Source organism: Flavobacterium sp. N1719 (assembly GCF_025947045.1).
Taxonomy (GTDB): Bacteria; Bacteroidota; Bacteroidia; order Flavobacteriales; family Flavobacteriaceae; genus Flavobacterium; species Flavobacterium stagni.
Window position 1 is genome coordinate 1,658,258 of record NZ_CP109993.1, and the last position, 26,325, is coordinate 1,684,582.

Sequence of the window (26,325 nt, forward strand, 5' to 3'; positions counted from 1 at the left end):
GGTACATGCAATGCCTTATATTTGTCCGCTTGAATACTAGAGAATGGAATTAAAATTAAACCGTCCGATTTGTTTTTTCGACTTAGAAACAACGGGAATTGATGTGGCTAGAGACCGCATAGTAGAAATATCCATCGTAAAAGTATACCCTAACGGGAACAAAGAAAGTCGGACCTGGTTGGTAAACCCCACCATTCCGATTCCAGCACAAGCTACAGCCGTACATGGAATTTCCAATGAGAAAGTTGCCCACGAACCCACTTTTAAAGAACTCGCTCCCCAAATTCATGCTATGATTAAAGATGCCGATTTGGCGGGATTCAATTCCGATCGTTTTGATATTCCCTTATTAGCTGAAGAATTATTGCGTGCAGAGGTTGATTTTGATATGAAGAATCGGGTCTCTGTTGATGTGCAGACCATTTTTCATAAAAAAGAAGAGCGAACGTTGAGTGCGGCCTACAAGTTTTATTGCAATCAAACGTTGGAGAATGCTCACAGTGCCGAGGCAGATACCTTGGCAACTTATGAAATCTTGAAGGCGCAGCTGGAGCGTTATCCGGATTTACCCAATGATATGAAGGCGTTATCGGAATTTACCACCCGTAAAAAAGCTGTTGACTTTGCTGGTTTTATTGCGTTGGATGAACAGGGTAGAGAGATTTTCACGTTTGGAAAACACAAAGGAGCTTTAGTAGAAGAAGTTTTTGACAAAGAACCTGGCTATTTTGGTTGGATTCAAGGAGCAGAATTTCCATTGTACACGAAGAAAGTACTGACAGGAATCAAGTTACGCAAGTTAAATACCAAATTATAAATCGAAAGTAAGAAAGTCTTAAGCGAATTTTGACTTAGGGAATTTATTTTTAGAACTGTTATTATGAAAATCATTTGTATCGGTAGAAATTATACCCAGCATATTGCGGAGCTGCATAACGAGCGTCCGGATGCGCCTGTGGTTTTTTTAAAACCCGATTCATCGATATTGTTAAAACAACACCCTTTTGTGATTCCTGAATTTACCAATGATGTGCATCACGAAGTTGAGGTATTGGTGAAAATTAATAAAGTAGGGAAATACATTGATCAAAAATTTGCTCCTAGTTATTATGACGAAATAGGATTGGGAATCGATTTTACGGCACGTGATGTGCAAGACGAACTCAAAAAAAAGGGTTTGCCTTGGGAAAAAGCGAAAGCATTTGACGGTTCTGCGGTTATCGGTGAATTTTTTCCGAAATCTGATTTTCAATCTATGGAAAACATTAACTTTGAGTTGCAACGCAATGGGGAAGTGGTTCAAAAGGGAAATACCTCTCACATGTTATGGACCATAGACGCATTAATTTCGTATGTATCACAATATTTCACTTTGAAAAAAGGGGATGTGATATTTACGGGAACACCGGCTGGCGTAGCCAAAGTCCAACCCAATGATATTTTGGAAGGCTATTTAGAAGGTAAAAAAACATTTAGAATACAAGTAAAATAATAAGGCAATAAATACGAATATTACGAATAATGGCAATTAATTATAACCTCGCAAAAGTTTACGCATTATCGGACAATGATCCTGAATTTGTAATGCAAATTATCACGTTGTTTGTGACTGAAGTTCCCCAAGATCTTCAACAAATTGATTTAGGGATTAAAGCAAAAGATCACAAATTAGCCTACTCTTTCGCTCACAAAATAAAACCAACGCTAGATTTGCTAGGAATGTCTATGGCACATGAAGAGATTCTTCAGGTAGAAGCGTGGACCAAAGCAGAAGGAAAGCGTAAAGAAATTGAAGCTACTTTTGAAAGTATTAAAGATCAAGTTGATCGAGCAGTAAAAGAAATTAAGAAAGATTTCGATTTATAATTCACTTATTATTTAATTATGAAAGCTGCCATTGTTACCATTGGAGATGAGATTCTAATTGGTCAAATTATAGATACCAATTCAGCTTACATTGCCAAGGCATTGGATCGTATTGGCGTGCAAACGTATGAAATGCGATCAATTAGTGATCAACGCGAACATATACTGCAGACTTTCCAGGAATTGCAAAATCAATTTGATATTGTGATTCTAACGGGAGGTTTAGGTCCGACAAAAGACGATATCACCAAAAAAACCTTGTGTGATTATTTTGAAGATACGTTTGTTCGCAATGCCAAAGTTGAAGCCCATGTGGTGGCTTTGATTGAAAATGTACTCAAGCGACCAGCTTCACAAATTAACAAAGATCAAGCCTTAGTGCCCTCCAAAGCCGAAGTGCTCTTTAATCAAGTGGGTACCGCTCCCGGCATGTGGATTCAAAAAGAAAATACCGTTTTTATTTCCATGCCCGGTGTTCCGTATGAAATGAAATACATTATGGAACATGGAGTGTTGCCAAAAATTGTGTCAACGTATCAACGCCCCTACATTCTCCATAAAACATTAATGACTTACGGACAAGGGGAAAGTGTCGTGGCTGAGCGCATTGAAGCATGGGAAAATGCCTTGCCTGATTTTATCAAGTTGGCCTATTTACCGGCCCCTGGACGCGTTCGATTGCGTTTAACAGCCCGAGGGATCGATCAGCAACAACTTGAAAGCGAAATTCAGCGCCAAGTGGAATTGGTTTCAGCGATTATAGGCGATATCATTGTGGGCTATGACGAAGACGAAACTTTAGAAGTTGTAGTTGGTAGGTTGTTGAAACAAAAGGGTACAACGTTGGCAACGGCTGAGAGTTGTACCGGCGGTAAAATAGCGCAAACAATTACTTCGGTGGCAGGATCTTCGGCCTATTTTAAAGGAAGTGTTGTGAGTTATGCTACAGAAGCCAAAGTGGATCTTTTAGGTGTCGATCCGCAACTAATTGCAACCCACAGTGTGGTGAGTGCAGAAGTAGCAATGGCTATGGCAAAAGGAGCACAGCGTCAATTAAAATCGGACTATGTTTTGGCGACTACGGGCAATGCCGGACCTGAAAAAGGCGATTCGGATGCTGAAGTGGGTACGGTGTTCATTGCATTGGCAACGCCGGAAAATGTTGTGGTTGAGGGGTTTAATTTTGGTCAGCCCCGAGAAAAAGTAATTGATCGAACCGTGAATAAAGCCTTGGAAATACTGCAAAAAGAAATTTTAAAAAATCTATAATATTTTTTTGTGTATAAGGTTTCTTTTTTGTTTCTTTGCACCCTGATTTTGAATAACGATAAAAGAAAAGCATAATGTCAAGAGTTTGTGACCTTACAGGTAAGAGAGCGATGGTAGGAAACAATGTTTCTCACGCGATGAACAAAACGAAGAGAAAGTTTTCTGTGAACTTGGTTAAAAAACGTTTCTACCTTGCTGAAGAAGACAGATGGGTTACTTTGAGAGTAGCTGCATCTACGATTAAAACAATCAATAAAAAAGGAATTGCTGCTGTATTGAAAGATGCTAAAGCAAACGGATTTATTTAATCTGTAACCTATAAAAATAAAGAACAATGGCAAAGAAAGGTAATAGAATCCAAGTAATCTTAGAATGTACTGAGCACAAAGAGTCTGGTATGCCAGGTACTTCACGTTATATCACTAAGAAAAATAAGAAAAATACTCCAGATCGTATGGAATTGAAAAAATTCAATCCGATCTTGAAGAGAATGACTGTTCACAAAGAAATTAAATAATACGAGATTTTTATTGTTTTAAAAATTTCAAAATACCCTTTTGAATCATGGCAAAGAAAACCGTAGCAACGTTACAAACCGCTTCAAAGAGATTGACAAAAGCCATTAAAATGGTAAAATCTCCAAAAACAGGTGCTTATACTTTCGTGGAATCTATTATGACTCCAGAAGAAGTTGATGAGTATTTGAAAAAGAAATAATTGTAAGTGCACAACAAACATATCAAAGCTACTTTCTCTTGAAAGTAGCTTTTTTATTTATATTTGTATCCAGCAAAACAGCATACTTTAGTAGAAACAGATGAGTTTTTTCAAACGATTATTTTCCTCTGAAAAAAAGGAAACCTTAGATAAAGGACTAGAGAAGTCAAAAACATCATTTTTATCCAAATTAACCAAAGCCATCGCGGGTAAATCCAAAGTCGATGATGAGGTTTTGGATAATTTAGAAGAAATTTTAGTAACCTCCGATGTTGGGGTGAATACGACCTTAAAAATTATTGAACGCATTGAATCCCGTGTTTCTGAAGATAAATACATGGGAACCGACGAATTAAATCACATTTTACGTGAAGAAATTGCAGGTTTACTTTCAGAAACCAAGTCGGGTGAAGAAACGGAATTTACGATTCCTAGTAACACAAAACCGTATGTGATTATGGTGGTTGGTGTGAATGGCGTGGGTAAAACAACAACGATTGGAAAATTAGCCTTCCAATTTAAAAAGGCTGGATATAAAGTTGTTTTGGGTGCTGCGGATACATTTCGGGCCGCTGCCATTGATCAATTACAAATTTGGGCGGATCGTGTTGGGGTTCCAATTGTAAAACAACAAATGGGTTCTGATCCGGCTTCGGTTGCTTTTGATACCCTACAATCAGCAGTGGCTCAAAATGCCGATGTGGTGATTATCGATACGGCGGGTCGTTTACACAACAAAGTAGGTTTGATGAATGAATTATCCAAAGTGAAAAAAGTAATGCAGAAAGTGGTAGGTGATGCGCCTCATGATGTATTATTAGTTTTGGATGGATCAACTGGACAGAATGCTTTCGAACAAGCCAAACAATTTACTGCAGCTACTGAAGTGAGTTGTTTAGCGGTAACCAAATTGGATGGAACAGCCAAAGGTGGTGTTGTAATTGGTATCTCGGATCAATTCCAAATTCCGGTAAAATACATCGGAGTTGGAGAAGGAATTGAGGATTTACAAGTTTTTAATAAATACGAATTTGTGGATAGTTTTTTTAAATAGCCTATGAAAAAAGTATGGAATTGGTACCGTTCTGTTTCTGCAATGCTTTTAATTGTATTGAGTTTTGGAATCGGTTTACTTTCAAAATTAGTTGAGATTAAATTTGAAGATTTAGCGATGGGGCTTCAACTTATTGCCTTTTTCTTTTTGATTTCAGGCTTGATTCGATTTTTTGATAAAACAGTTTTTAAATAAAAAATGCGCTTAAAAAAGCGCATTTATTTTTCCCCATAATTCATTGTCAAATCCTGATAATGCAAAAGTTGGATTGTTCGGGTCTGAAACTTCCCCCATCCGAATCACAACCATTTTTTTACTCGGAATGACATATATTTTTTGGTCATTTTTACCCAAGGCACAAAACATATCTGCAGGGCCATTCGGAATTAAAGTACCATTAAACTGCAATTGTAAACCTGGCAATCGATAGGTTGATTTTCCATTGAGCCACCACAAATAGCCATACGCTTGATTTAGATTTTGAGAAGTTGATGTAGCTTCATTATAATACGCTTCATTAACGATTTGCGTACCGTTCCATTTTCCTTTATTTAAAGACAATAATCCAAAACGTGCCATATTGCGGGTTGTACTCCAATATACACTTAAACCACTGCCATCTTCAATCCAAGCGCCTCCCGTCATTCCAATGCGATCACGTAATTTGGTGTTAAAATAACTAGACCACGTTTGACCACTCGCTGCGGCAACCACATCTTGCATTTTTACATAGACATTGTGATAGGCCCAACGGGTTCCGGCATCGGCTACGTATTGTAGATTGCCCGGACTCACATCATCGCCTAATGCATCGTTTAAGCCCGATGTCATAGTCAAAAGATGTTTGCAGGTAATCATATTTTCTTTGGCTAAAGGAGCGCTGGTCCAACCCGTACCCAAATAATCGGATACTTTATTGTTGATGTTGATTAAGCCTTCTTGTTGGGCAATCCCAGAGGTCATTGCTGTTAATGTTTTGCCCGCACTCGCCCAATACCAGGGAGTAGTAGCTGTATGTCCGTTCAAATAGTATTCCATTACGATTCGTCCGTTGACTAAAATCATGAACGATTTGGTGTTTTTTAGTGTCAAATAATCGACTAAAGGTTGAACAGCCGCTTGATTCCATCCTAAAGAAGCTATAGATTTTGTTTCCCAAGTATTCGTGCCATCGCTGGGAGGGAAATACATCGATTCTTCGGGAGTGGTGGGTGTACTTGCTGAATCATCTTTTGAACAACTACTCAAGGCAATAAGGCCAAGACATGTGAAAAGGTAGGTTTTAAACTGCATAGGGTTATGTTTTTGGGTAAGACCACCGAATTAAAAAAAGGTTTAATCAAAAGTAGGTTTTAATCCTGAATTTTCGGTACCTTTAGTTTTTATTTTGGTATGAAAAAAACGGTTATTTTATTTGTAGTTACGAGCTTTTTTGTCGCTTGTAAACCCACTGTTCAAGAAGCTGATTTGACAAAGTTAAACGGCTATTGGGAAATTCAAAAAGTCGAAATGAAAGAAGGTGAGGATAAAGATTATAAAGTCAATCCCACTGTAGATTATATTGAAATTAAGAATAATGCAGGTTTTCGACAAAAGGTAATGCCGCAATTGGATGGTTCATTTCGCACCAATAATTTGCAAGAAACAATTACCCTTAAAAACCAAGATGGCACCTGGAATATCTACTATAAAACGCCTTATGGTTCATGGAGTGAGGAATTGATCGAACTCACCGATTCCATTTTGGTAGTAAAAAATCAAGCCGATTTAGAATACCATTATAAAAAATTTAAACCCTTTTCAAAGAAATAATGAAACGTCAAAGCAATGAAAACTCCATTTCTGAAGTCTTAAAAGCCTTTATTCAAACGAATAAATTAGAGGCAGGATTGGAGCGTGTGGATGCAGAGAAAGTTTGGCGAACAATTTTAGGGAATGGCGTCAATAGCTACACGCGGGAAGTAAAGTTGAAAGGAACTACGCTTTATGTCTCGTTATCTTCTTCCGTTTTGCGTGAAGAATTGAGTCATGGAAAATCCAAAATTATTGGGATGTTAAACGAAGAATTGGGAAAAGAAGTAATCAAAGAACTTATATTGCGTTAATTGAACAGCCATTTAAATTGAACTTTTTTTTCAACAATTGAAAATGGGTCATTTATAAAGAAAAACGCCCCCGGCAAAAGGAGCGTCTTTACAAACTAAAACTATAAAAACTTAGAATTGTGCAACTTCAGTCGAGTCTTTCATAGCAACTGTTGATGCTAAACCTAAAGTGACAGTATCTTGAACGGCATCAAAGTAAGATGTCCCTACAAAATTTTGATGCTTAACGGCTTTAAATCCTTCTTTTTGTAATGCAAATTCGCGTTCTTGTAACTCAGAATACCCTGCCATACCTCTTTTTTTATACGCCAATGCCAATTCGAACATTGATGTATTTAAAGCATGGAACCCTGCCAAGGTGATAAACTGGAATTTGTATCCCATTGCGGCTAAATCTTCACGGAAAGTTTCCATTTCTGATACGGATAATTTTGCCGCCCAATTAAACGATGGGGAGCAGTTATAAGCCAGTAATTTTCCTGGAAATTCGGCATGAATTGCTTCAGCAAATTGGCGGGCTTGATTCAAATCGGGAGTAGATGTTTCCAGCCAAATTAAATCCGCATAGGGAGCATACGATAAACCGCGATCAATTCCTTGCGCAATTCCAGCATTGACATAATAGAAGCCTTCCGCAGTGCGCTCCCCAGTGACGAATTTTTGGTCACGTTCGTCAATATCGCTAGTTAATAAGTTGGCTGCATCCGCATCAGTGCGAGCGATAATTAATGTTGGGACGCCCATTGTATCCGCTGCAAGGCGAGCTGCAATGAGTTTGTTGATCGCTTCTTGGGTTGGGACTAACACCTTTCCTCCTAAGTGCCCACATTTTTTGGCCGACGACAATTGATCTTCAAAGTGAACTCCTGAAGCACCTGCTTCAATCATGCTTTTCATCAGTTCAAAAGCATTTAAATTACCGCCAAAGCCTGCTTCTGCATCCGCTATTATCGGAACTAAATAGTCTTTCTTTTCACTAACTTTGTTTACGGACTGTATTTGATCTGCACGTAAAAGTGCGTTGTTGATGCGTTTTACGACCAACGGAACACTGTTTGCGGGGTAAAGTGATTGATCAGGGTACATTTCACCAGCTACATTGGCATCAGCAGCCACTTGCCAGCCACTCAAATAGATGGCTTCTAATCCGGCTTCCACTTCTTGTATTGCTTGGTTGCCTGTTAATGCGCCTAAACCAGCTACCCAACTTTGATGGTTTAATTTATGCCATAATACCTCAGCACCACGGCGGGAAATACTGTATTCAATTTGATAGGAACCTTGAAGTTCTACTACTTTTTCAGCACTGTAGGGTCGAACTATTCCGTTCCATCTTGGATTTGTTGACCAATCGTGTTGTAATGCTTGAATTCGTTCTGATGTTTTCATACTTTTGAAAAGTTTTTGATAGTGATTCATATTTATTATTGAAAATGTGTACCGGATGTTGCCGCATCCGGTTTTTTTATTCTAAAAATTCGTAAGCTTCTAGGGTTAAGAATTCTGCAAGTTCGTCTGCAGTAATCATTTTGAAAAAGAGTGCTGAAGCCAAAGCAAAACGCCCCGACTCATAGCGAGAGTTACCAATACTGATTTTGATTTTTTCGAGTTCTTCTTGCATTAATTTTTGATAATAAGATGTCGAGCATATTTCATTGTTTTCCAATACGACTTCTTTATTGCGCCAATGCCAGAGTTGAACTCGAGAGATTTCTGCTGTTGCCGCATCTTCCATCAAATGATATAAGGCTGCAGCCCCCGTACCCATTAACCAAGATTCTAAATACAAAACACCGACATGGATGTTTTTGCGAACTCCATTTTCTGTGATGGTTCCCTGAGGCAGTTCAACCAACATTCCCTCTGTAATTTGTAGTTCATTCCGTTTAATATGAAGGTGGTTTTTGGTAGGCATATGGGTATTGAAAACTTTCAATACAGGGGCGACTAAACCCGGATGTGCGACCCATGTTCCATCATGACCATTTCGAACTTCCCGTTCCTTATCAGTTATGACTTTTTGAATGGCAATCGTATTGGCATCTGTATCATTTTTAATTGGAATTTGAGCAGCCATACCACCTATTGCTAGGATATTGCGTTTGTGACAAACTTGTATCACTCGCAACGCATAGGCTTGCATGAACGGACTTGTCATGGTCACTTGATCACGATCGGGGACGAGAAATTGGTCGTGCGTTTTTAATTTTTTGATATAAGAAAAAATATAATCCCATCTACCACAGTTTAATCCAGCAATGTGATCCCTTAATTCATAAATGATTTCATCCAATTGAAAGCTTGCTGTTATGGTTTCAATCAAAACAGTAGCTTTAAATGTTCCCGTTGGGATTTTTAAATACTGTTGAGCAAATACGAAGACTTCATTCCACCAGCGTGCTTCTAAGTAATGTTCCAATTTAGGGATATAGAAAAATGGCCCTTCTTCGTGTTGGTAGGCGTATTGTGCATTATGAAATACAAATAATCCAAAATCGACCAAAGAAGCCGATAGCCGCTCATCTCCATAATAAAGATTTTTCTCTTCCAGATGTAAACCTCGGGGTCGAACCAATAATGTAGCGGTTTTAGGGCCGAGTTCGTAGGTTTTGGTAGGGGTTTCTAAGTGTAAGGTTTTACGAAGAGCCGCGTGTAAGTTGAGTTGTCCATCCATGAGATTTTTCCAAGTAGGTGAACAACTGTCCTCAAAGTCAGCCATGAACATGGAGGCACCAGAATTTAACGCATTAATAATCATTTTTGCATCTACGGGTCCTGTAATTTCAACTCTTCGGTCTTGTAATTTTTCAGGAATTGGAGCAGCTGTCCACGTTCCTGTTCGAATAGCACTTGTTTCTGTTGGGAATTTTGGTGTAGCGCCTCGATCAAATTCCAATTGCTGTTGCTTTCTTTTTTCTATTAGCACTTTGCGTGAAGTATTGAATTTTTGGTGAAGTTGTTCGAGAAAAGTAAGTGCCTCAGGTGTCAAAAGGGAAGCATAGTGCTCGGCATCTTTTCGAATTGAAATAGTTGTAGTTACAGTTTCCATGGTAGCTGATTTTTAATTTACAGCAATATTATAAAATTAAAAAACACAAAACAAGCGAACGTTCGCAAAAATGTAAAAAAAATTATTTTTGTGATTTTCCGCAAAAAAAATTAAATTTGGAAATTAAATGGAATCAGTAAGAATGATAGAAGAAGAATATATTCGTTTGATATTTGGGTTGAAGATGCGACAAATAAGGAATGAGAAAGATTTGTCTTTATTTGGATTAGCTAAAAAAACAGGATTGTCAAAATCCTATCTTAATGAAATTGAAAAAGGGAAAAAGTATCCAAAACGGGATAAAATTCTCTTATTAGCCGAAGCATTGGATACCAATTATGATGATTTAGTTTCATTAAAATTGGATAAAAACTTAGCTCCCATTGGTGAGATTTTGCAATCCAAAATTTTAAAAGAGATTCCTCTAGATATTTTTGGTATCCGTGAAAGCGATTTGATTGATATTATTGCGGATGCTCCTTTGAAAGTCAATGCTTTCATAACCACCTTGTTTGAGATTGCCAAGAATTACAACCTCACACGTGAAAGTTTCTTTCTAGCCGCACTTCGTTCCTATCAAGAAGCTCATGATAATTACTTTGAAGTGTATGAACAACAAGTGGAACAATTTGCAAAAGCCTATTCAATTGATCTAAATCAAAAATTAGCGGTGAATGATTTGGAAGAAATATTGATCGAAGAATATGGTTATACAATCAATAATGAAGAATTGACACAGCATCGGGAATTGGATAAATTACGTTCTGTATTTGTACCAAGTTCAAAAACCTTATTGGTTTCTTCCGAGTCGGATACATCTCAACGGATGTTTATTTATGCGAAAGAAATTGCATACAATTATTTACAAATCACGGATCGGTTATATACCTTTTCATGGATACAGTTTGAACGGTTTGACCAAGTGTTCAATAATTTTGTAGCCTCTTATTTTGCTGGGGCTTTATTGATTCCAAAAAAACGATTAGTACAATCCCTGAAGTCCTTTTTCAATCAACCCCATTTTCAAGCGGATGCATTTGAAGCCTTGGTGGCAAATTTTACGGATTCACCCGAGACTTTTTATCAACGCCTGACGAATATACTTCCGCATGATTTTAATTTAAAAAACTTATTCTTTTTGCGTTTTCGGTATAAACCTGAACGAGGAGCGATACAGTTAACCAAAGAATTGCATATTACAAATTCCTTGGATCCCCATGGGAACGAACATAATGAACACTATTGCCGCAGATGGGTTTCTATACGCAATTTACAAGTATTGCCTGAGTCTGAACTTACCCAATTGTCTGATGCTCAAATTTCATCCTATACCCATACCGAAAATGAATATTTAGTATTGTCAACGGCTACAAAAGATCCATTTCGTAGTGGTTATTATCGAAGTATCGCTTTAGGGATAATGGTCTCTCCTTTGGCAGTACAAACCATCAAGTTTTTGAAATCCGAACACTTAGTAAGGCGCACAGTAGGAGTCACATGTGAATCTTGTTCTCTTCAAGCGTGTGAAGAACGGGTAGCACCCGCCTATAAAATTGAGCGTGATGAACGGTATGCTCGAACCGGTCAAGTAGTTCAATCTTTGTTTGAAAAGTATAAATAAAAAAAAGCCGGTGCATGTGTACCGGCTTTTTTTGATTGTTTTCTTAGCTTAGAATTGCTCTCTTCCAGCAAAGTGGAAAGCACCTTCAATTGCAGCATTTTCATCAGAGTCAGAACCGTGAACGGCATTCTCTCCAATAGAAGTAGCATATTTTTTACGGATAGTACCTTCAGCTGCATCAGCTGGATTGGTAGCTCCGATTAATGTTCTGAAATCTTCCACTGCATTTTCTTTTTCTAAAATTGCAGCAACGATTGGACCGCGTGTCATGAATTCTACCAATTCTCCAAAGAAAGGTCTTTCTTTGTGAATCGCATAAAATTGTTGTGCGTCAGCAACGGTTAATTGCGTTAATTTCATGGCTACGATTCTGAAACCGCCTTCAGCAATCATATTTAAAATACCACCGATGTGTCCTTTTTCAACCGCATCCGGTTTAATCATTGTAAAAGTTCTATTCCCTGACATTGTGTAAAATATTATTTTTCGGGTGCAAAAGTAGTGTTTTGATTCAGATTAGCGAAATCATTTTAGTATAAAATAAAAAATCCTCAACATTTTCATGTTGAGGACTTCATAGGACTAACTCTTGAATTAATTTTTGATCAGCTTGATGGTTTGTATAACAGTTGCCGTGTGGATTCGGGCCAAGTAAATACCCGGACTCAAATTGTTATTTTGTAAAGTGTATGAAGTACTAATAGGTAAAACCGAATCCAAAATTTTCCCACTTACATCCAATAACTCAATTTTTTCCATAGATGCATTTCCTTCAAATGTCCATGTGGTTGTAGATGGATTTGGGTATGCTGAAAATTTTACTTTTTCGAAAGAAGTTGTACTCAATAAATCTGTGAAGGTATAATTGCCTGTCAACGGTTCGAAGGTTACATAATAGGTGCTTGCCGTTGGAATAGTAATATCGGGTCCGCCTTGCGTTCCTGTTCCACTTGGAAAACTTGTTCCTCCCCAATCAATACCCCAAGCGTTGTTCTTGCGGAATTTTACAGCGCCAGTGGTTAGACTAACTTGTACATTATAATTGAACCCGTCATTGGTTTGCAAATCGGTGTCGGTTGTCCAACCGTTCAAAGCCGAGCCTAAGATTCCAATTTGAGGGTAATCAAAATTGTATACTCCTGTTACACGATTGAAGGTTACATACCATTCACCACCATTTATTGGAATGGAAGGGCCAGACGCTACAGCAGTTCCAGCGGGAAAAGCGGTACTTCCGTAAGTAAGATTGTTGTTTCCATTTTGACGGAAATAGGCATTCCCAGAAGTAAATATAAAATTAGCTAACGAATAGTTCACGTCATCACTGGTAGTCATAGATACACCAGGTCCGCCGTACCCCAATTGTGCATCGACTGCAGGTCCCCAAAGATCAATGGTTGCTCCCGTAGCCGTACCCGCAAAGGAATAGGCTCCAGTCAATCGATTAAATGTTACATTATAAGTGCCTGATATTGTTGGGATATCGGCTCCCCCTTGAGTTCCTGTACCGTTTGGAAAGGTAGTTGAGCCCCAGTTTACGGCCCAATCCAAATTTTGTCTGAATTTCACATAACCTGTTGAAACAGCTAAATTTGAAATGGTATACACAATGTTATCTGTTGTAGCCAATGTAATTTCTGGACCATTGGTCGGTGGCCATCCGTTAACACCCGTTCCTACAATAGAAATGGTCTGTGCATTTGAAAAATAAAACGAGATTAGGGCAATGAAAGTGAGTAGTTTTTTTGTCATGGTTTAGTTGATTTTATACTAAAATAATGTAAATGAATGATTTACAAAACAAAAAAATAGATTTGCAACCACTAAAACGTTATAGTGTTAATAAATTAATCGAAAATGAATACCGAAAAACAACTTTTCAACGGATTTAGTTCTTGATGTAATCGTTCCATCCAATCAGGGCCAAATTCCATGTAAAAAGTACTAAAATTGGCACTTCTTTCTTGTAATCCTTGATTTGGAAATAATTCATTTTGTAAAGCAATGATGCGTTCCAATTGTTCGCTATGAACCCTTTTTTCAGCACGAATCATTCTTTTTTGGAGGTTTTCTAATCCTTTAATTTGTTTTTGTTCTTGTGCTTTGACTGCACCCACAAAGGATTTGTCGGTTTGTGAAGCCAATTGGTATAACGATTCAAATTGGTCTTTTAAAAATTGTTTTTGGGATTCAAAATCGAAGTTCAGCGAACTTAAACGTTGGGTGCTGCTGATTTTTAATTGTTCTTGAGTCTTGAATAATTCTCCATACGAAACGGCTAACTTTTGTCGTTTCTGCTCCTGTTTTTGACTCACATTTACTACAGAATTGCGTAACATCAATAGCGGGAATGGTACTTTAAACTGTGAAAACATTGTTTTCAATTCCAACCAATAGGCAATTTCGCCTCCACCGCCAATGTAAGCTAAATTAGGTAGAATAATTTCTTGATACAATGGACGAAGAAGCACATTTGGGCTAATGCACTGCGGATTGTTTTGGATAATTGATTCAAATTCAGCAAGACTATATTGCAGTGCTGTATTAAGAATGGAAACGGTATTTTTTTCAACAACGATGCGTTCGCGAATTCCTTCAGCCAGATAAAACAAATTTGTTTCGCGCGGATTTACTTGAACCTTATAAGGAGGAAATTCTTGAATAGTTTTTTGAACAGCATTATAAGATGTTTGTTCCCTTAATTCTTGTAAAACAAAAGGGATAAAGGCTTTTTTCAAGGAATGGGCATCTCCATCTATGATAACTAAACCGTGTTCATCAAACAAAGAATGAACCAATTGCCGGGTTGCCTCTGCTAATGTTCGACCTTTTTGATACGCTGCATTGAAAAGTTCGCGTAAAAAATCACCGCGTTCACCCGAAGGAATTTGTGTGTAAAATGCTTTCCGAGTAGAATCAAACGAATCGTCGATTATAAAACGGCCAACGGCTCCGGTTTGTGTCGAGTTCCATGTGATTTTGGAATTTTGAAAACGAAACGACTGAATCTCTTCAAAATCATGATCTTCCGTAGCCATCCAATATACCGGGACAAAATCATGTTCGGGATACGTTTTCTTTAATTCTTTACATAAATTGATTACTGAAACAATCTTGTAAATAAAGTAAACGGGACCTGTGAACAGGTTTAATTGATGTCCGGTTGTGACGGTGAAAGTCGTTGACGAATGTAAGGAATCAAGATTGACTTTTGTTTTCTCAGAAATTTCAAATCCACGGTACTGGTCTTTTAATTCTACTACAAGAGTTGATCTAAAATCAGATGGGTAGTTAGCTGATTTCTCATCCAATTGAGCTTTGAAATTTTCCAAATTAGGATACCGATTATACCACGATTGCACCTTCGGATTTTGATCCAGGTAATCTTTAATTAAGGAAGAAAATTGGTGCAAACTGCGGTAATCGATACAGTCGGTGTCCATGCTAGAAATTTTAAGCAAAAATACAACTTAAAATTATCTTTTCAGGGTAAAATGTCCTTTGTGAATGATTCCATCAGCCCGTTTCACTACAAACCAATAATCGTCAGAAGGACAGAGTGCACCATTATAGGTTCCATCCCAAGCATACCCGTTTTTCATTTGGCGAATAAGCTTTCCTTGTCGGTCATAAATTTCTATAATTAACCCTTCTTCATAAATGGAATAATTGATACTCCATCGGTCATTGTCGCCGTCGCCATTTGGGGTGAAAAATTTAGAATAATGCAACAGGAGGGCATTCCCTTTCACGACACCACATCCTTTTTTATCCCGAATATGAATGGTGTAATACCCCGTTTCTAAATGATCGAATACATTACTAGCTTGATAGTTACTGCCATCTAAAGAATATTCATAATCGCCAATGCCATCGACAATAACCGTTATCACATTCTCTTCCAAAGTCCAATCAACGGTGTCAATAGATGTAATGGTCGCTTTTTCAGATTCGGTTACCGTGAAATTCTTTGTTGAGGTACACACGAGTCCGTTATGATTTTCACCCACCGTAACCCAGTAATTCCCGGGTTGATTCACTAAAATATAATTTCCTGTTTGACCCGTTGACCACAAATAGGAATAATAGCCGTAACCCGCATGAATAAAAGTCAAGGTGTTTTCACATACCGTATAATCATCTTGCATGGTAATGTAGGGGGAATCCAAGAAATTAAGAGTGATGGATACTATGGAATAGCAACTGTTTCCATCTGTTACACGAACAAATACAACGTTGTTTGCATTGGACATTGTATAAGTAGTTGGGTTGTTTATTGCAGGACCATTATTTTGGGCAGCAGCGAGTGTGGCAAAAAAGCTAAAACTATAGTTGGTAGCATTGGTAATCAGGTTGGATTGGTATTGCGTCAAATCTATAATTTCACTCCCATCATTCAAATCATCACAATAATCGGTTGCATAATCATGGGCATCCGGATTGGGTATAAACATATTGTAAACATAGGCCGTACTTGTCAAACTATAACAAGAAGGTAAGCGCATAACCTTAATTTGATAAGACGTTCCACCATTGACTGGATAGCGTATATTGGATGTTCCCCAAGTCGCTCCACCGTCAAAACTATACAAATCGCCCGTTGTTTTTATGGTTATAGTACCGTATTTATTACAACCCGGTTCATCGACGATGTAATCGGGATAGTTGGTTTCGAGATTATCGAGATACACATAAACATTTGGAGAAGTACACCCCAATGCATCTTTAATTTTTATGATATAACTATCCGCCACTAAATTGGTTAACGTATTTGATGTTTGCCATGTTTGTCCACCATCAAAACTGTAGGCTGTGGCTGGAGTTGTAATGGTGATACTTCCTAAATTCCCACAATAGGGATCGATTTTATCAAATGTAGGTGGGTCTAAAAATTCGCCATCCAATTCAACCGCATAGTAATTGGAAAAACACCCATTACTATCTTTTGTTCGGATATTGTATGTCCCAGAAGGTAAGCCTGTCGCAGTTGGATTCGTTACCCAAGTCACCCCATCGTCAAAACTATAGAAATCGGCTACAGAGGTAATAGTAATGGTACCCGTATCGCCACAAAAATCAGGTTGATCTACTGTAAAATTGGGAAAAGGAGCTTGAAATTGCGAAATTTGTACCCCTGAATTGTAAGAAGTACAACCCGCAACCGTTTGAATTTTTACTTCATAGTAGCCCGGCAATAAACCACTAATTGTATTTGAAGTTCCCCATGTCACCCCCCCATCAAAACTATAAAGACTCGCTGGTGATGTAACCGTTATACTTCCTGTTGTAGTTGCACATCCCGGTTGAATAATCGTCAAATCGGGTAGGGGTGCTGTTGCAGAATTGGTGATGGTCACCATTGCATTGGATATACAACCGTTGGAATCTGTTACTTGAACGGAATACGTTCCAACAGCAGTCACCACAATGGAGGAAGTTGTAGCACCTGTACTCCAAAGGTAGGATACGCCCGGACTAGCCGTCAAGGTTGTACTGCCGTAACAAACATTGAGAATACCTGAAATGTAAGCAAATGGATTGCGAACGGTAAGTTTTAAGGTCGTTATTTTATAACAGTTGGCGTCTACTGTAACACGAACAAATACAGTGGACGTATAACTTTCAAAAGCGTTCGGTGTCGCAATCGGATTCGTGTTGGCGGTAGCATCAGCGAGGGTGGTGAAAAAAGCAAATGTTACTCCTGGTGAGGAGGTTATTTGATTTTGTGCCAATGTTAGATTGAAAAACTCTTTCCCATCATCATTTCCATCACAAAGTGATAAATTTCCTGGAGTAACGGACAATGGGCAGTTCGTACAATTTAAAAACCAAATGTCCCATCCCGCATTGGCATCATTGTCAGTAACCGAATTAAAAGTGGTCCCCGAACAATTGGTTTGTGCTACACCAAAGTTGATGGAGACCCCTACATTATAGGCCCCTGAGGTTATGTTGGGTAAATTGGCAGCCGCCAAACTAAAACAGAATTGTTGATTGGTTATATCTAATGTGGTTGGCGAAGAAGAAGAATACACCGTATTGTTATTTTCATCGCGAACTGTTAATTGAATGCTTGCAATTGTAGCTTGAATGCCACCTGATGAAGGAAGCGAGAACGTTCCACAAACGTTTAATGGTAAGGTGGGACAAATCGCATTCAACGGATTTAAAGTGACCAAACCTTGTAAAGATTCGTTGGAGTGCAAAAGACAAATGTCATCAATATAGGCATAGCCAAAGTGTGCTCCTAAACCACATCTTGTAGCAATAAATTGTACGGTAAATGGCGTGTTATTCGGAATAGAAGAGATGTCTAAGAGTCCGGCCTGCCAATTGGGTGTATATAAAATCATACTGCCCGATTCCATGTAGGGGGCAATCGTAAAAATACAATTGTTTGGATCGCCAATTAAGCACATTTCACTGACCACTTGTCCTGAATTCAAAACAATTCTAACTTTGAAATAGGGCTGTTCGTTGACATGGGCATCACCATCCACACTTTGCAATACTGCTTTATAATTGAATTTAAAAAAATCTTCGTTGTCGGTTTTAAAACGATGGGCTTCCATTAAGGTCGCCGTAGTGCTGCTCTCACGGTAATTTAATTTGACTGCAAATTGATCAAAAGCTTGAATATCGCCAATGTAAGGGTCAATATAATTGGAAGGTACACTTGTAGCCATCACCGAAAAAGTGTTCGGATTGTAGTCGGCAATACGCAAATTGGCCGGACTATCAACATTCAAACATTGAATAGGATTGATAAGGTCAGATTCCGTGTATTCAAAATTGCGTAAAACCGATGTTCCTCCAACTGTTTCAAACTCTTCAAAGTTTCCATTGGAACATAATTGTACAGCAGGTAAGGCATTCGGACTCACCACAAGAGTAGTTTGAACCGATTTTTCTTGTTGGGATTTTCGCTTTAAAAAAGCTAGTTTTTCGGGATGAATGTTCTTGTTTTCGATTTGATCAGAAGTTTGCTGAGCAAATACAAAATGAGATACAATAAGGATTGTAAGCGTAATTATCTTTTTCATGGCTTAGATTTACGTGCAAATCTATAAAATAAGCCTTATTTTTGAAAAAAATAATCGTTAAAAAGCAAGCTTTGAAAGATATACTGCTTATCACGCCTCCATTTACTCAATTAAACACTCCCTATCCCGCCACGGCCTATTTAAAAGGGTTTTTGAATACGCGAAATATTGCGAGCTATCAAATGGATTTAGGACTCGAAGTGATCTTGGCTTTGTTTTCAAAAAAAGGGTTACAACAACTATTCAAAGTTGCAGTTCCTGAATCACTTTCTGAAAATGCATTCCGTATCCAACAATTGCAATATGACTATATTCAAACCATAGACTCCGTAATCGCTTTTTTACAAGGCAAACAACCCAATCTTGCCCGTCAAATTTGCGCAGGTCAGTTCTTGCCCGAAGCTTCTCGATTCAATCAACTCGATCATTTAGAGGAAGCCTTCGGTGCTATGGGATTGCAAGACAAAGCCAAGCATTTGGCTACATTATATTTGGAGGATATTTCCGATTATATCGTTGAATGTGTAGATGAAAATTTTGGATTTTCACGGTATGCAGAGCGATTGGGTCGGAGTGCCAACAGTTTTGACGAACTGCATGCGAGCTTGCAACAGTCCCCAACGTTTATTGATGAATTCACTTTAACCCTCTTGGAAACAAAGCTGCAGGAAATACAACCCAAGTTGGTCTGTTTTTCAGTTCCCTTTCCTGGAAATTTATACAGTGCTTTTCGTTGTGCACAATGGATTAAATCCAATTATCCCAACGTAAAAACAGCCATGGGCGGTGGGTTTTCCAATACCGAATTACGGGAACTCAAAGAACCCAGAGTGTTTGATTATTTTGATTTTATTACGCTTGATGATGGGGAATTGCCAGTAGAATTGTTGCATACCAATTTTAATGTGCCCAAAGAGCAACAGGTTTGGAAACGAACTTACATGAAGGAGGACGGTCAAGTGGTTTATAAAAACGATGCAACACAATCCGATTACAAACAAAATCAAGTCGGAACACCCGATTACTCTGATTTTTTACTGCAAGACTATATTTCGGTCATTGAAATGGCTAACCCCATGCATAGTTTATGGAGCGATGGACGTTGGAACAAATTGACTATGGCCCACGGCTGTTACTGGGGAAAATGCACTTTTTGTGATATTTCGCTTGACTACATCAAGGTGTATGAACCGGTACACGCCAAAATAATTGTCGACCGAATGGAAACGTTAATTACCCAAACGGGTGAAAGCGGTTTTCATTTTGTAGACGAAGCGGCACCACCAGCCTTGATGCGGGAAGTGGCTTTGGAAATTATCCGAAGAAATTTAGTGGTGACTTGGTGGACCAATATTCGGTTTGAGAAAAGTTTCACGTACGACTTATGTCTGTTACTTAAAGCTTCGGGGTGTATTGCGGTTTCGGGGGGATTGGAAGTTGCCTCAGATCGTTTGTTGGACTTAATTCAAAAAGGGGTGACGGTAGCACAAGTTGCTCGCGTGACCCGAAATTTCACAGAAAGTGGCATTATGGTTCACGCCTATTTAATGTATGGGTATCCTACACAAACGGTTCAAGAAACTGTAGATAGTCTGGAAATGGTGCGGCAGCTATTCGAACTCGGTATTTTGCAATCCGGTTTTTGGCACCAATTTGCCATGACCGCCCACAGTCCGGTGGGTTTACATCCCGAGGATTATGGCGTAGTTCCCGAAATTCCAAAAATTGAATTCGCTCACAATGATATTCAGTATGTTGATCAAACTGGGATAGATCATGGCCGGTTTAGTTTTGGATTGCGCAAATCCTTATTGAATTATATGCACGGTATAGGGTTTGACTTTGATCTGCAGGAATGGTTTGATTTCAAGATACCTCGAACCAAAATACCCGCAAATTATATAGAAAAATGCTTGGAAAGTGAAATTGAACTGATCCCAAAACCCAATGCCAAAGTAGTTTGGTTAGGTAATTCACCCCATGTTGACTATTATACCAAATCCAAAAAAGGGAAAACTTGGCCTATGGTTCAACTTACTTTTTTTCAAAAAATGGATACGCTGACCATTCATTTGCCTGAAGAAGAGGGAAAATGGTTGATAAAAACTTTGGAAGAATTAAAACCAAATGCCCCACAAAAAACGTTTATTGTTCTACAAAAGTCCTACGAATCAACCTTTGAAAATTTTGAATTGTTTTGGAATTCCAAATCAATACAAGTACTTAAAAATCAGCTACTTGTTATTTAAATTCCAATTTAAGAAAATTTTAAGGTTGAATGGGGTAGGGGAATCGTTTTATAAATTGTTTAACAGTTAAATAACCTCGTCGATGAATACAACTAAAGTTTTAAAAATCCTTACAATCTTGGCCTTTCTGGTCGTAGCAGGGTATTTTGGAGGTCGTTATTACGCCTACAATATGGGCAAACGCGATGTTCAAAATGAAGAAGCAGCTTTTGTTTTGAAAGCCAAAGATATTGTTAAAGAATTCCAAACCAATGCCGATGCTGCCAATAAGAAGTACTTAGAGAAAGCTGTGGAATTTACAGGAAAAGTATCTTCCATTGATGGTCAGAATGTGATCATTGATGAAGTAGTTACCTGTAATTTTACAAAAGTTCCAGCAGAAGTAAAAGTAGGAACTGAATTAAAAATTAAAGGTCGCGTTATGGGATTTGACGATATGTTCGGAGAATTAAAAGTAGACCAAAGTAGTTTGAGTAAGTAATATCACAAGATCAATATGAAAATTAGTAAAGTAATTGTAAGCTTATCTGTTTTGTTTGCCTTCCAAATGGGACATGCACAAGACGATTTAATGAAAGAATTGGATGGAGACAATGCCAAAAAAGAAGTGGTTTCTGCTGCTTTTAAAGGTGTTCAAATTGCCCAAATGCAATCCACTAAACTGCCTGCCAAGAAAGAATGGTATTTTGTAGTCTCACACCGTTTTGGAGATTTGAACAACGGGATTAACAACTTCTTCGGATTGGATGGTGCCCAAACAGAAATTGGGGGTATCTATGGTATTACCGATTGGTTATCGATTCAGGCTTCTAGAAATTCAAATAATGAAAAAACCTATGAAATGGGTGTGAAATATCGTTTTGCTTCGCAACAAGTTGACGGATTTCCATTCACAATTGTAGGCTACAATACGGCAAATATTGATAGTTATAAAATTACGCAATTTTTTCCCAAAGCTAAATTCAATCACCGTATGGCTTTCGCATCACAGTTATTGATTTCTAGAAAATTTAACGAACGTTTTTCTGCCCAGTTGGCGCCCACATTTGTACACAGAAATATGTATGATGGTTTAAGAGATCAAGAAAATGTGTATTTAGTAGGAGCTGGAGCTCGTTTAAAATTATCAAAACGTATCAGTTTGACAGCCGATTATTCTGCCCGAGTTTCGTTACCGGATGAATTTAATTCGCCTTACCGAAACCCTTTCACAGTAGGGATGGATATTGATACGGGAGGCCATATTTTTCAATTGGTTTTCTCGAACACTCAAAATATGGATGATGTAAACTATTACACTCATGCTGGTGAAACTAAAAAAGGAATTTATTTCGGATTTAACCTATATCGCGTATTCTAATACCCCAATTACTATGAAAAATTTACACATCACATTTTTAATTTTAGCATCTGTTGTCGGTTTTTGGGCCTGTAGTTCAGATACCACACAAGATTTATCCGACTTAGTTACGGATCCAACTTATACTCGTGACATTCAACCTGTAATGAGTGCGGCTTGTACAAGTTGTCATTCTAATGGGGATCAGTTTCCCGATTTAGATAGCTACACAGCTGTAAAAGAAGCGGCTGAATTGGGCGAATTAGTTTGTCGCGTTCAAGGTGCTTGTAATGATATTATGCCACCCGACGGAGCTTTACCAACCAATACGGTGACAATGATTGGACTATGGAAAGACCATGGTTGCCCTGAAAATTAATACCCTATTAAAATGAAAAAGATTGGAATTGTAGTTTTGTTACTGACCTCAATGGTTGGTTTTTCACAGAAGATGATGACGCGTTCTGGTGAAATAAAGTTTGACGCTACTGTAGGTAGTTCGGTAGATGAAGTGAAAGCAACCAGCAATACCGTATCGTGTATTTTTGATAAAGCAACGGGAGATATTGCCGTTCAAGCGATGGTGAAGTCGTTCAAATTTAAGTCACCACTCATGGAAGAGCATTTCAATGAAAACTACATGGAAAGTGATAAATTACCCAAAACTACTTTTAAAGGAAAAGTTGTGGGATTTGAAGGCAAGTCAGGGAGCTATGATGTAGAAGGTGACTTAACCATTCACGGTGTGACTCAAAAAGTGAAGACAAAAATGACGGTGACGGTAGCCTCAGGCAAAGTAAGTATCGCCGGTAATTTTACAGTGAAATTGAAAGATTATAACATCGATGTGCCAGCTCTGGCAAAAAAGACTTTAGCAGAAACTGCGAAACTTTCTGTTAATTTAGATTTAGAACCCAAACCTTAATTTCTTAAACAATGAAAAAACTAATCATAACCTTATTGGCAGTTGTAGGTTTTGTAGCCAATGCGCAAACTGCAGGTAATTTAACGTTTACATTTACTTGCCCAAAACATACCACTGGTAACTACACCACCGACGGTCGTTATGTAATCGCTGTATGGATCGAAAGTTGTACGCCTTGTGGAACAACAGCAGGAACGTCAACTTTCGTGAAAACCAAATTAAGACGATGGGGATCGGGTACGAATGACCATTTACCAACATGGGTAACTAAATCAGCTCAAAATGTAACCGATGCAACCACTGGTGCGACAACAACAACCTTTACCTCTCAAACGGTAACCTGGAATGGAACCAATACTGCTGGTACAGTCGTTGCCGATGGATCCTACCGTGTATGTGTTCAAGAAACATGGGGACATGGAACGGCCAACACGCAAACCCGTTATTTTCCATTTACAAAAGGAACAGCAGTTGATTCGCAAACGCCCACTGCTGATACGAGTATGACGGGAATGACATTGGTGTGGCAACCGACTTTAGCGAATGAAACTTTCGTAGCTGTACCTGAAACCGTTGTATATCCGAATCCATCAACAGGAATTTTTAATGTAGAAGTGGCCAATGACCAACCCATTAAGAAAGTACAAGTTTTGAATGTATTGGGAGAAGTTGTTTATAGTAAAGAAATTACGGGTGTTTTGGAAAACAATATTTTACCTATCAATCTTTCCGAAATGAGTGAAGGAATGTATATCGTAAATGTTTCCAACGATAATGGTACCGCAACCCACAAATTATATTTGAAAAAATAGTTCTCAGAGTTAGTTAGTTCTTTAGAAAAAAAAAGCATCCTAAGTCGATTAGGATGCTTTTTTTATGGTTGTACTTCAGTAAGAATTGCATTTAATCCCGGTGTTTCAAATACTCGAAACCGTCCTTGCTCATCGGAGTAAATTAAATAGGCCTCAATTTCACGGTGCTTTGCTAAATAGTCTTTTGCCTTATCCAATCCCATTACTAATAACCCTGTAGCAGTAGCGTCAGAGGTAATGCATTCTTTGGAAAATACCGAAGCACTCAATAAATTGTTCTTCGTGGGATACCCCGTTTTAGGGTCAATATGATGGGCCAATTTTACCCCATTTTCAACCGTAAATTTTCGGTAGTTTCCCGAAGTAGCAATCGCTAAGTTCTCCAATCGTACAATCGCTTTGTTCGGATTGGCTTCCGTTTTATTATCGATAGGTTGTTCTATACCCACCGTCCAAAATGAACCGTCGGGTTTTCTGCCCTGTGCGTAGACTTCACCCCCAATTTCCACCAAATAGGAAGTAATCCCCATTTGTTCCAAATAGCGGGCAATAACATCTACGGAATAGCCTTGCGCAAAAGCATTAAAGTCCAATTTCACCCGCGGATCTTTTTTAATCACTTGATCCCCTTTCAATTTGATTTTTTCAAAACCCGTAAAAACCAAAATACTGTCAATCTTCTGTTGATCCAATTTTTGTTTCTTACCCGGCCCGAAACCCCAGCCGTTCACTAAGGAATAGACCGTAGGGTCAAATGCGCCTTTCGTTGCTTTCCAAATCGATTTACCTTTGGCAAAACAAACTTTGAAATACGCATCCACAGCAGTCGCTTCATTGCGGTTTATTTTAGATATAACCGACTTCGGATTATACGTGGAAACCGATAAATCAAAATCGCTTAGTATCGAATCAACCTGCCGCTGTAAAAAACGATCTTGGGCATCGAAATAGGTAATGTGGTAGGTTGTCCCTTGAGCAAATCCTTCAAAGTATACGGGTTCGTTTTGCTGACTCCATCCCCATTGAGATAGAAATAGTAGTAGGGCTAAGGGAATATTTTTTCCTTTCATTTTTTCTTTTTTGGGGTCTGTAATTTTTTTAAAGCTTCTTGATAAATCGTGTTGTCGGGTTGAACAAGCAAAGCTTTTTGTAAGCCTAACTTCGCTTTTTCAGGATAATCCTTTTTAAACAATTGGGCATAATTGAAATGCACATCTACCGCTTCAGGATGTTGTTTCATGTAGTTTTGATACATCGCTTCGGCTTCTTTTTTAAAGTTCAAATGATAATTTGCTTGCGCCAATGCATCGATTTGTGGCCAAGTTCCCGTTTCCTTTTGGAAATAGGATTCCAGGTGTTTTTTGGCGGCAGCATAGTCTTTGAGATAAACAGCGATTAGTCCCAAATTCGGATTCATTGGCTGTTGTTCCATTTTTTGATGTAACAATTGTAATAGGGAGTGAGGGACCGTTTTTTTAAACGAACCCCAATAACAAAAACCGTCTTGATAGGGATTGAGTGATAAGCATTTTTCAAAATAAGCCAACGCTTTTTCGGGTTGACCAGTATGAGCATAATACCATCCCAAATACAATTGCGTTTTGGCATTGCCCTCAAAATACGTCTCCGAAAGTTTTAAAAACTGCTCCGCTTTTTTATAGTTTTTGCTTTCCAATGCCAATAATCCTTTTTCAGCATAGGCTTCATCATGATTGGACCGTTCTTTTATCGCACGATTGAAATCCGCTTCGGCTTCTTTCAATTTTCCCATGCGTTTATAAATCACTCCCCGAAAACAATACGCATCGGCATTGGAAGGTTCGCAACGAACGGTTTGGGTGTAATTGCGCAAAGCTTGTGGGTACCAACCTAATTTGTCTTCCAATAAAGCACTCAAGAAATACCCATCGGGTGCATCGGGTTCCAATTGAACCACTTTTTTGTAATCGTTGATGGCACCTCGGTAGTCATAATACATTTCTTCGGTAACCGCGCGATCCAACCAAGTCATCGCATCATCAGGGTGTTTCACCAAAAAGCTGTCCAAAACTTTAATCGCATCGCGATAGCGGCCTTCGTGGTATACCTTCACATACCGTGCCTGCATTAACTCTTTTTCATCTTGCGCGAAAGTTGTAAGTCCGATACAACAAACTACTACAACTAGGATTTTTGTTCTCATGGTATTCAATTCAGTTCTAAAACAAGTAAAAGGCGATTTTCCCTATCAACTATTAAATTTTTTTATAACTATAGTAAATTGCCAAATTAATTGA

General features: G+C 38.4%; 27 protein-coding genes. 18 read left to right on the plus strand and 9 right to left on the minus strand.

Going from position 1 to position 26,325, the window contains the following annotated elements; genetic code table 11:
- Positions 1-43: 43 nt before the first annotated feature.
- The 9 genes from OLM45_RS07085 to OLM45_RS07125 all read left to right on the plus strand — a co-directional run bounded on the left by OLM45_RS07085 (position 44) and on the right by OLM45_RS07125 (position 5,101).
- On the plus strand, positions 44-817 hold the full coding sequence (locus tag OLM45_RS07085; protein WP_264509315.1) for a 3'-5' exonuclease: 774 nt from the start codon (positions 44-46) through the stop codon (positions 815-817).
- 63 nt (positions 818-880) lie between these two features.
- Entirely contained in the window at positions 881-1,492 is a 612-nt protein-coding gene (locus OLM45_RS07090) for a fumarylacetoacetate hydrolase family protein (RefSeq protein ID WP_264509316.1), read from the plus strand.
- Positions 1,493-1,521: 29 nt separating this feature from the next.
- Positions 1,522-1,866 carry an Hpt domain-containing protein gene (locus OLM45_RS07095; RefSeq protein ID WP_264509318.1) on the plus strand — a complete coding sequence of 115 codons (345 nt, stop codon included), beginning with the start codon at positions 1,522-1,524 and terminating at the stop codon, positions 1,864-1,866.
- An 18-nt stretch (positions 1,867-1,884) separates the two neighbouring features.
- Positions 1,885-3,135, plus strand: coding sequence for a CinA family nicotinamide mononucleotide deamidase-related protein (locus OLM45_RS07100; protein WP_264509319.1), 1,251 nt, complete (start codon positions 1,885-1,887; stop codon positions 3,133-3,135).
- Between the two features lie 74 nt (positions 3,136-3,209).
- On the plus strand, positions 3,210-3,443 hold the full coding sequence (rpmB, locus tag OLM45_RS07105; RefSeq protein ID WP_129460790.1) for a 50S ribosomal protein L28: 234 nt from the start codon (positions 3,210-3,212) through the stop codon (positions 3,441-3,443).
- Between the two features lie 26 nt (positions 3,444-3,469).
- On the plus strand, positions 3,470-3,652 hold the full coding sequence (gene rpmG / locus OLM45_RS07110) for a 50S ribosomal protein L33 (protein ID WP_073362761.1): 183 nt from the start codon (positions 3,470-3,472) through the stop codon (positions 3,650-3,652).
- 47 nt (positions 3,653-3,699) lie between these two features.
- Entirely contained in the window at positions 3,700-3,852 is a 153-nt protein-coding gene (locus OLM45_RS07115) for a DUF4295 domain-containing protein (RefSeq protein ID WP_129460791.1), read from the plus strand.
- 100 nt (positions 3,853-3,952) lie between these two features.
- Positions 3,953-4,906 (plus strand): signal recognition particle-docking protein FtsY, encoded by a 954-nt coding sequence (gene ftsY / locus OLM45_RS07120; RefSeq protein WP_264509320.1) that lies wholly within the window; start codon positions 3,953-3,955, stop codon positions 4,904-4,906.
- Positions 4,907-4,909: 3 nt separating this feature from the next.
- Complete coding sequence (locus OLM45_RS07125; RefSeq protein WP_264509321.1) at positions 4,910-5,101, plus strand: hypothetical protein; 192 nt, start codon at positions 4,910-4,912, stop codon at positions 5,099-5,101.
- A 9-nt stretch (positions 5,102-5,110) separates the two neighbouring features.
- Here the strand turns inward: OLM45_RS07125 and OLM45_RS07130 are convergent, their stop codons facing one another.
- A complete protein-coding gene (locus OLM45_RS07130) occupies positions 5,111-6,199 on the minus strand; it encodes a serine hydrolase domain-containing protein (protein ID WP_264509323.1) in 1,089 nt (362 codons plus the stop codon).
- Positions 6,200-6,298: 99 nt separating this feature from the next.
- Here OLM45_RS07130 and OLM45_RS07135 point away from each other — a divergent pair, with 99 nt between their 5' ends.
- Both OLM45_RS07135 and OLM45_RS07140 read left to right on the plus strand, forming a co-directional pair.
- The gene (locus OLM45_RS07135; protein WP_264509324.1) at positions 6,299-6,718 is read left to right on the plus strand and encodes a lipocalin family protein; all 420 of its coding nucleotides are present in this window, start codon (positions 6,299-6,301) and stop codon (positions 6,716-6,718) included.
- A complete protein-coding gene (locus OLM45_RS07140) occupies positions 6,715-7,011 on the plus strand; it encodes a DUF721 domain-containing protein (RefSeq protein WP_129460797.1) in 297 nt (98 codons plus the stop codon). Before OLM45_RS07135 ends, OLM45_RS07140 begins: the two co-directional genes overlap by 4 nt.
- A gap of 111 nt (positions 7,012-7,122) precedes the next feature.
- On the opposite strand, the gene aceA is transcribed toward OLM45_RS07140, so the two are convergent.
- Complete coding sequence (gene aceA, locus OLM45_RS07145; protein ID WP_129460798.1) at positions 7,123-8,400, minus strand: isocitrate lyase; 1,278 nt, start codon at positions 8,398-8,400, stop codon at positions 7,123-7,125.
- 76 nt (positions 8,401-8,476) lie between these two features.
- Positions 8,477-10,060 (minus strand): malate synthase A, encoded by a 1,584-nt coding sequence (aceB, locus tag OLM45_RS07150; RefSeq protein WP_264509325.1) that lies wholly within the window; start codon positions 10,058-10,060, stop codon positions 8,477-8,479.
- 127 nt (positions 10,061-10,187) lie between these two features.
- Here aceB and OLM45_RS07155 point away from each other — a divergent pair, with 127 nt between their 5' ends.
- Positions 10,188-11,681, plus strand: a complete 1,494-nt coding sequence (locus tag OLM45_RS07155; RefSeq protein ID WP_264509326.1) for a helix-turn-helix domain-containing protein — start codon at positions 10,188-10,190, stop codon at positions 11,679-11,681.
- 48 nt (positions 11,682-11,729) lie between these two features.
- Here OLM45_RS07155 and OLM45_RS07160 read toward each other — a convergent pair whose 3' ends face one another.
- The 4 genes from OLM45_RS07160 to OLM45_RS07175 all read right to left on the minus strand — a co-directional run bounded on the left by OLM45_RS07160 (position 11,730) and on the right by OLM45_RS07175 (position 18,724).
- Positions 11,730-12,149, minus strand: a complete 420-nt coding sequence (locus OLM45_RS07160) for a nucleoside-diphosphate kinase (protein WP_264509327.1) — start codon at positions 12,147-12,149, stop codon at positions 11,730-11,732.
- 126 nt (positions 12,150-12,275) lie between these two features.
- Positions 12,276-13,433, minus strand: coding sequence for a T9SS type A sorting domain-containing protein (locus OLM45_RS07165; RefSeq protein WP_264509328.1), 1,158 nt, complete (start codon positions 13,431-13,433; stop codon positions 12,276-12,278).
- A 95-nt stretch (positions 13,434-13,528) separates the two neighbouring features.
- Positions 13,529-15,124 (minus strand): bacillithiol biosynthesis cysteine-adding enzyme BshC, encoded by a 1,596-nt coding sequence (bshC, locus tag OLM45_RS07170; protein ID WP_264509329.1) that lies wholly within the window; start codon positions 15,122-15,124, stop codon positions 13,529-13,531.
- 33 nt (positions 15,125-15,157) lie between these two features.
- Positions 15,158-18,724, minus strand: coding sequence for a T9SS type B sorting domain-containing protein (locus OLM45_RS07175; protein ID WP_264509330.1), 3,567 nt, complete (start codon positions 18,722-18,724; stop codon positions 15,158-15,160).
- 71 nt (positions 18,725-18,795) lie between these two features.
- Here OLM45_RS07175 and OLM45_RS07180 point away from each other — a divergent pair, with 71 nt between their 5' ends.
- The 6 genes from OLM45_RS07180 (at position 18,796) to OLM45_RS07205 (ending at position 24,049) form a co-directional block, all read left to right on the plus strand.
- Entirely contained in the window at positions 18,796-20,973 is a 2,178-nt protein-coding gene (locus tag OLM45_RS07180; RefSeq protein ID WP_264512947.1) for a B12-binding domain-containing radical SAM protein, read from the plus strand.
- Positions 20,974-21,055: 82 nt separating this feature from the next.
- Positions 21,056-21,454, plus strand: coding sequence for an OB-fold protein (locus OLM45_RS07185; RefSeq protein WP_129460804.1), 399 nt, complete (start codon positions 21,056-21,058; stop codon positions 21,452-21,454).
- Between the two features lie 15 nt (positions 21,455-21,469).
- The gene (locus OLM45_RS07190) at positions 21,470-22,333 is read left to right on the plus strand and encodes a DUF5777 family beta-barrel protein (RefSeq protein ID WP_264509331.1); all 864 of its coding nucleotides are present in this window, start codon (positions 21,470-21,472) and stop codon (positions 22,331-22,333) included.
- 13 nt (positions 22,334-22,346) lie between these two features.
- The gene (locus OLM45_RS07195; RefSeq protein WP_129460806.1) at positions 22,347-22,691 is read left to right on the plus strand and encodes a hypothetical protein; all 345 of its coding nucleotides are present in this window, start codon (positions 22,347-22,349) and stop codon (positions 22,689-22,691) included.
- A 12-nt stretch (positions 22,692-22,703) separates the two neighbouring features.
- Entirely contained in the window at positions 22,704-23,237 is a 534-nt protein-coding gene (locus OLM45_RS07200; RefSeq protein ID WP_264509332.1) for a YceI family protein, read from the plus strand.
- Positions 23,238-23,248: 11 nt separating this feature from the next.
- A complete protein-coding gene (locus OLM45_RS07205; RefSeq protein WP_264509333.1) occupies positions 23,249-24,049 on the plus strand; it encodes a T9SS type A sorting domain-containing protein in 801 nt (266 codons plus the stop codon).
- Between the two features lie 62 nt (positions 24,050-24,111).
- Here the strand turns inward: OLM45_RS07205 and OLM45_RS07210 are convergent, their stop codons facing one another.
- Positions 24,112-25,119, minus strand: coding sequence for an FAD:protein FMN transferase (locus tag OLM45_RS07210; protein ID WP_264509334.1), 1,008 nt, complete (start codon positions 25,117-25,119; stop codon positions 24,112-24,114).
- Entirely contained in the window at positions 25,116-26,231 is a 1,116-nt protein-coding gene (locus tag OLM45_RS07215) for a tetratricopeptide repeat protein (RefSeq protein WP_264509336.1), read from the minus strand. Before OLM45_RS07215 ends, OLM45_RS07210 begins: the two co-directional genes overlap by 4 nt.
- Positions 26,232-26,325 lie beyond the last annotated feature (94 nt).

What these genes read in the sequence shown, in the direction of transcription:
- rpmB (WP_129460790.1), top strand. Translation starts at nt 3,210, where the DNA reads ATGTCAAGAGTTTGTGACCTTACAGGTAAGAGAGCGATGGTAGGAAAC.
- OLM45_RS07210 (WP_264509334.1), bottom strand. Translation starts at nt 25,119, where the DNA reads ATGAAAGGAAAAAATATTCCCTTAGCCCTACTACTATTTCTATCTCAA.
- OLM45_RS07085 (WP_264509315.1), top strand. Translation starts at nt 44, where the DNA reads ATGGAATTAAAATTAAACCGTCCGATTTGTTTTTTCGACTTAGAAACA.
- OLM45_RS07175 (WP_264509330.1), bottom strand. Translation starts at nt 18,724, where the DNA reads ATGAAAAAGATAATTACGCTTACAATCCTTATTGTATCTCATTTTGTA.
- bshC (WP_264509329.1), bottom strand. Translation starts at nt 15,124, where the DNA reads ATGGACACCGACTGTATCGATTACCGCAGTTTGCACCAATTTTCTTCC.
- ftsY (WP_264509320.1), top strand. Translation starts at nt 3,953, where the DNA reads ATGAGTTTTTTCAAACGATTATTTTCCTCTGAAAAAAAGGAAACCTTA.
- OLM45_RS07215 (WP_264509336.1), bottom strand. Translation starts at nt 26,231, where the DNA reads ATGAGAACAAAAATCCTAGTTGTAGTAGTTTGTTGTATCGGACTTACA.
- aceA (WP_129460798.1), bottom strand. Translation starts at nt 8,400, where the DNA reads ATGAAAACATCAGAACGAATTCAAGCATTACAACACGATTGGTCAACA.
- rpmG (WP_073362761.1), top strand. Translation starts at nt 3,470, where the DNA reads ATGGCAAAGAAAGGTAATAGAATCCAAGTAATCTTAGAATGTACTGAG.
- OLM45_RS07165 (WP_264509328.1), bottom strand. Translation starts at nt 13,433, where the DNA reads ATGACAAAAAAACTACTCACTTTCATTGCCCTAATCTCGTTTTATTTT.
- OLM45_RS07130 (WP_264509323.1), bottom strand. Translation starts at nt 6,199, where the DNA reads ATGCAGTTTAAAACCTACCTTTTCACATGTCTTGGCCTTATTGCCTTG.
- aceB (WP_264509325.1), bottom strand. Translation starts at nt 10,060, where the DNA reads ATGGAAACTGTAACTACAACTATTTCAATTCGAAAAGATGCCGAGCAC.
- OLM45_RS07205 (WP_264509333.1), top strand. Translation starts at nt 23,249, where the DNA reads ATGAAAAAACTAATCATAACCTTATTGGCAGTTGTAGGTTTTGTAGCC.
- OLM45_RS07200 (WP_264509332.1), top strand. Translation starts at nt 22,704, where the DNA reads ATGAAAAAGATTGGAATTGTAGTTTTGTTACTGACCTCAATGGTTGGT.
- OLM45_RS07115 (WP_129460791.1), top strand. Translation starts at nt 3,700, where the DNA reads ATGGCAAAGAAAACCGTAGCAACGTTACAAACCGCTTCAAAGAGATTG.
- OLM45_RS07090 (WP_264509316.1), top strand. Translation starts at nt 881, where the DNA reads ATGAAAATCATTTGTATCGGTAGAAATTATACCCAGCATATTGCGGAG.
- OLM45_RS07155 (WP_264509326.1), top strand. Translation starts at nt 10,188, where the DNA reads ATGGAATCAGTAAGAATGATAGAAGAAGAATATATTCGTTTGATATTT.
- OLM45_RS07125 (WP_264509321.1), top strand. Translation starts at nt 4,910, where the DNA reads ATGAAAAAAGTATGGAATTGGTACCGTTCTGTTTCTGCAATGCTTTTA.
- OLM45_RS07100 (WP_264509319.1), top strand. Translation starts at nt 1,885, where the DNA reads ATGAAAGCTGCCATTGTTACCATTGGAGATGAGATTCTAATTGGTCAA.
- OLM45_RS07095 (WP_264509318.1), top strand. Translation starts at nt 1,522, where the DNA reads ATGGCAATTAATTATAACCTCGCAAAAGTTTACGCATTATCGGACAAT.
- OLM45_RS07160 (WP_264509327.1), bottom strand. Translation starts at nt 12,149, where the DNA reads ATGTCAGGGAATAGAACTTTTACAATGATTAAACCGGATGCGGTTGAA.
- OLM45_RS07135 (WP_264509324.1), top strand. Translation starts at nt 6,299, where the DNA reads ATGAAAAAAACGGTTATTTTATTTGTAGTTACGAGCTTTTTTGTCGCT.
- OLM45_RS07195 (WP_129460806.1), top strand. Translation starts at nt 22,347, where the DNA reads ATGAAAAATTTACACATCACATTTTTAATTTTAGCATCTGTTGTCGGT.
- OLM45_RS07185 (WP_129460804.1), top strand. Translation starts at nt 21,056, where the DNA reads ATGAATACAACTAAAGTTTTAAAAATCCTTACAATCTTGGCCTTTCTG.
- OLM45_RS07190 (WP_264509331.1), top strand. Translation starts at nt 21,470, where the DNA reads ATGAAAATTAGTAAAGTAATTGTAAGCTTATCTGTTTTGTTTGCCTTC.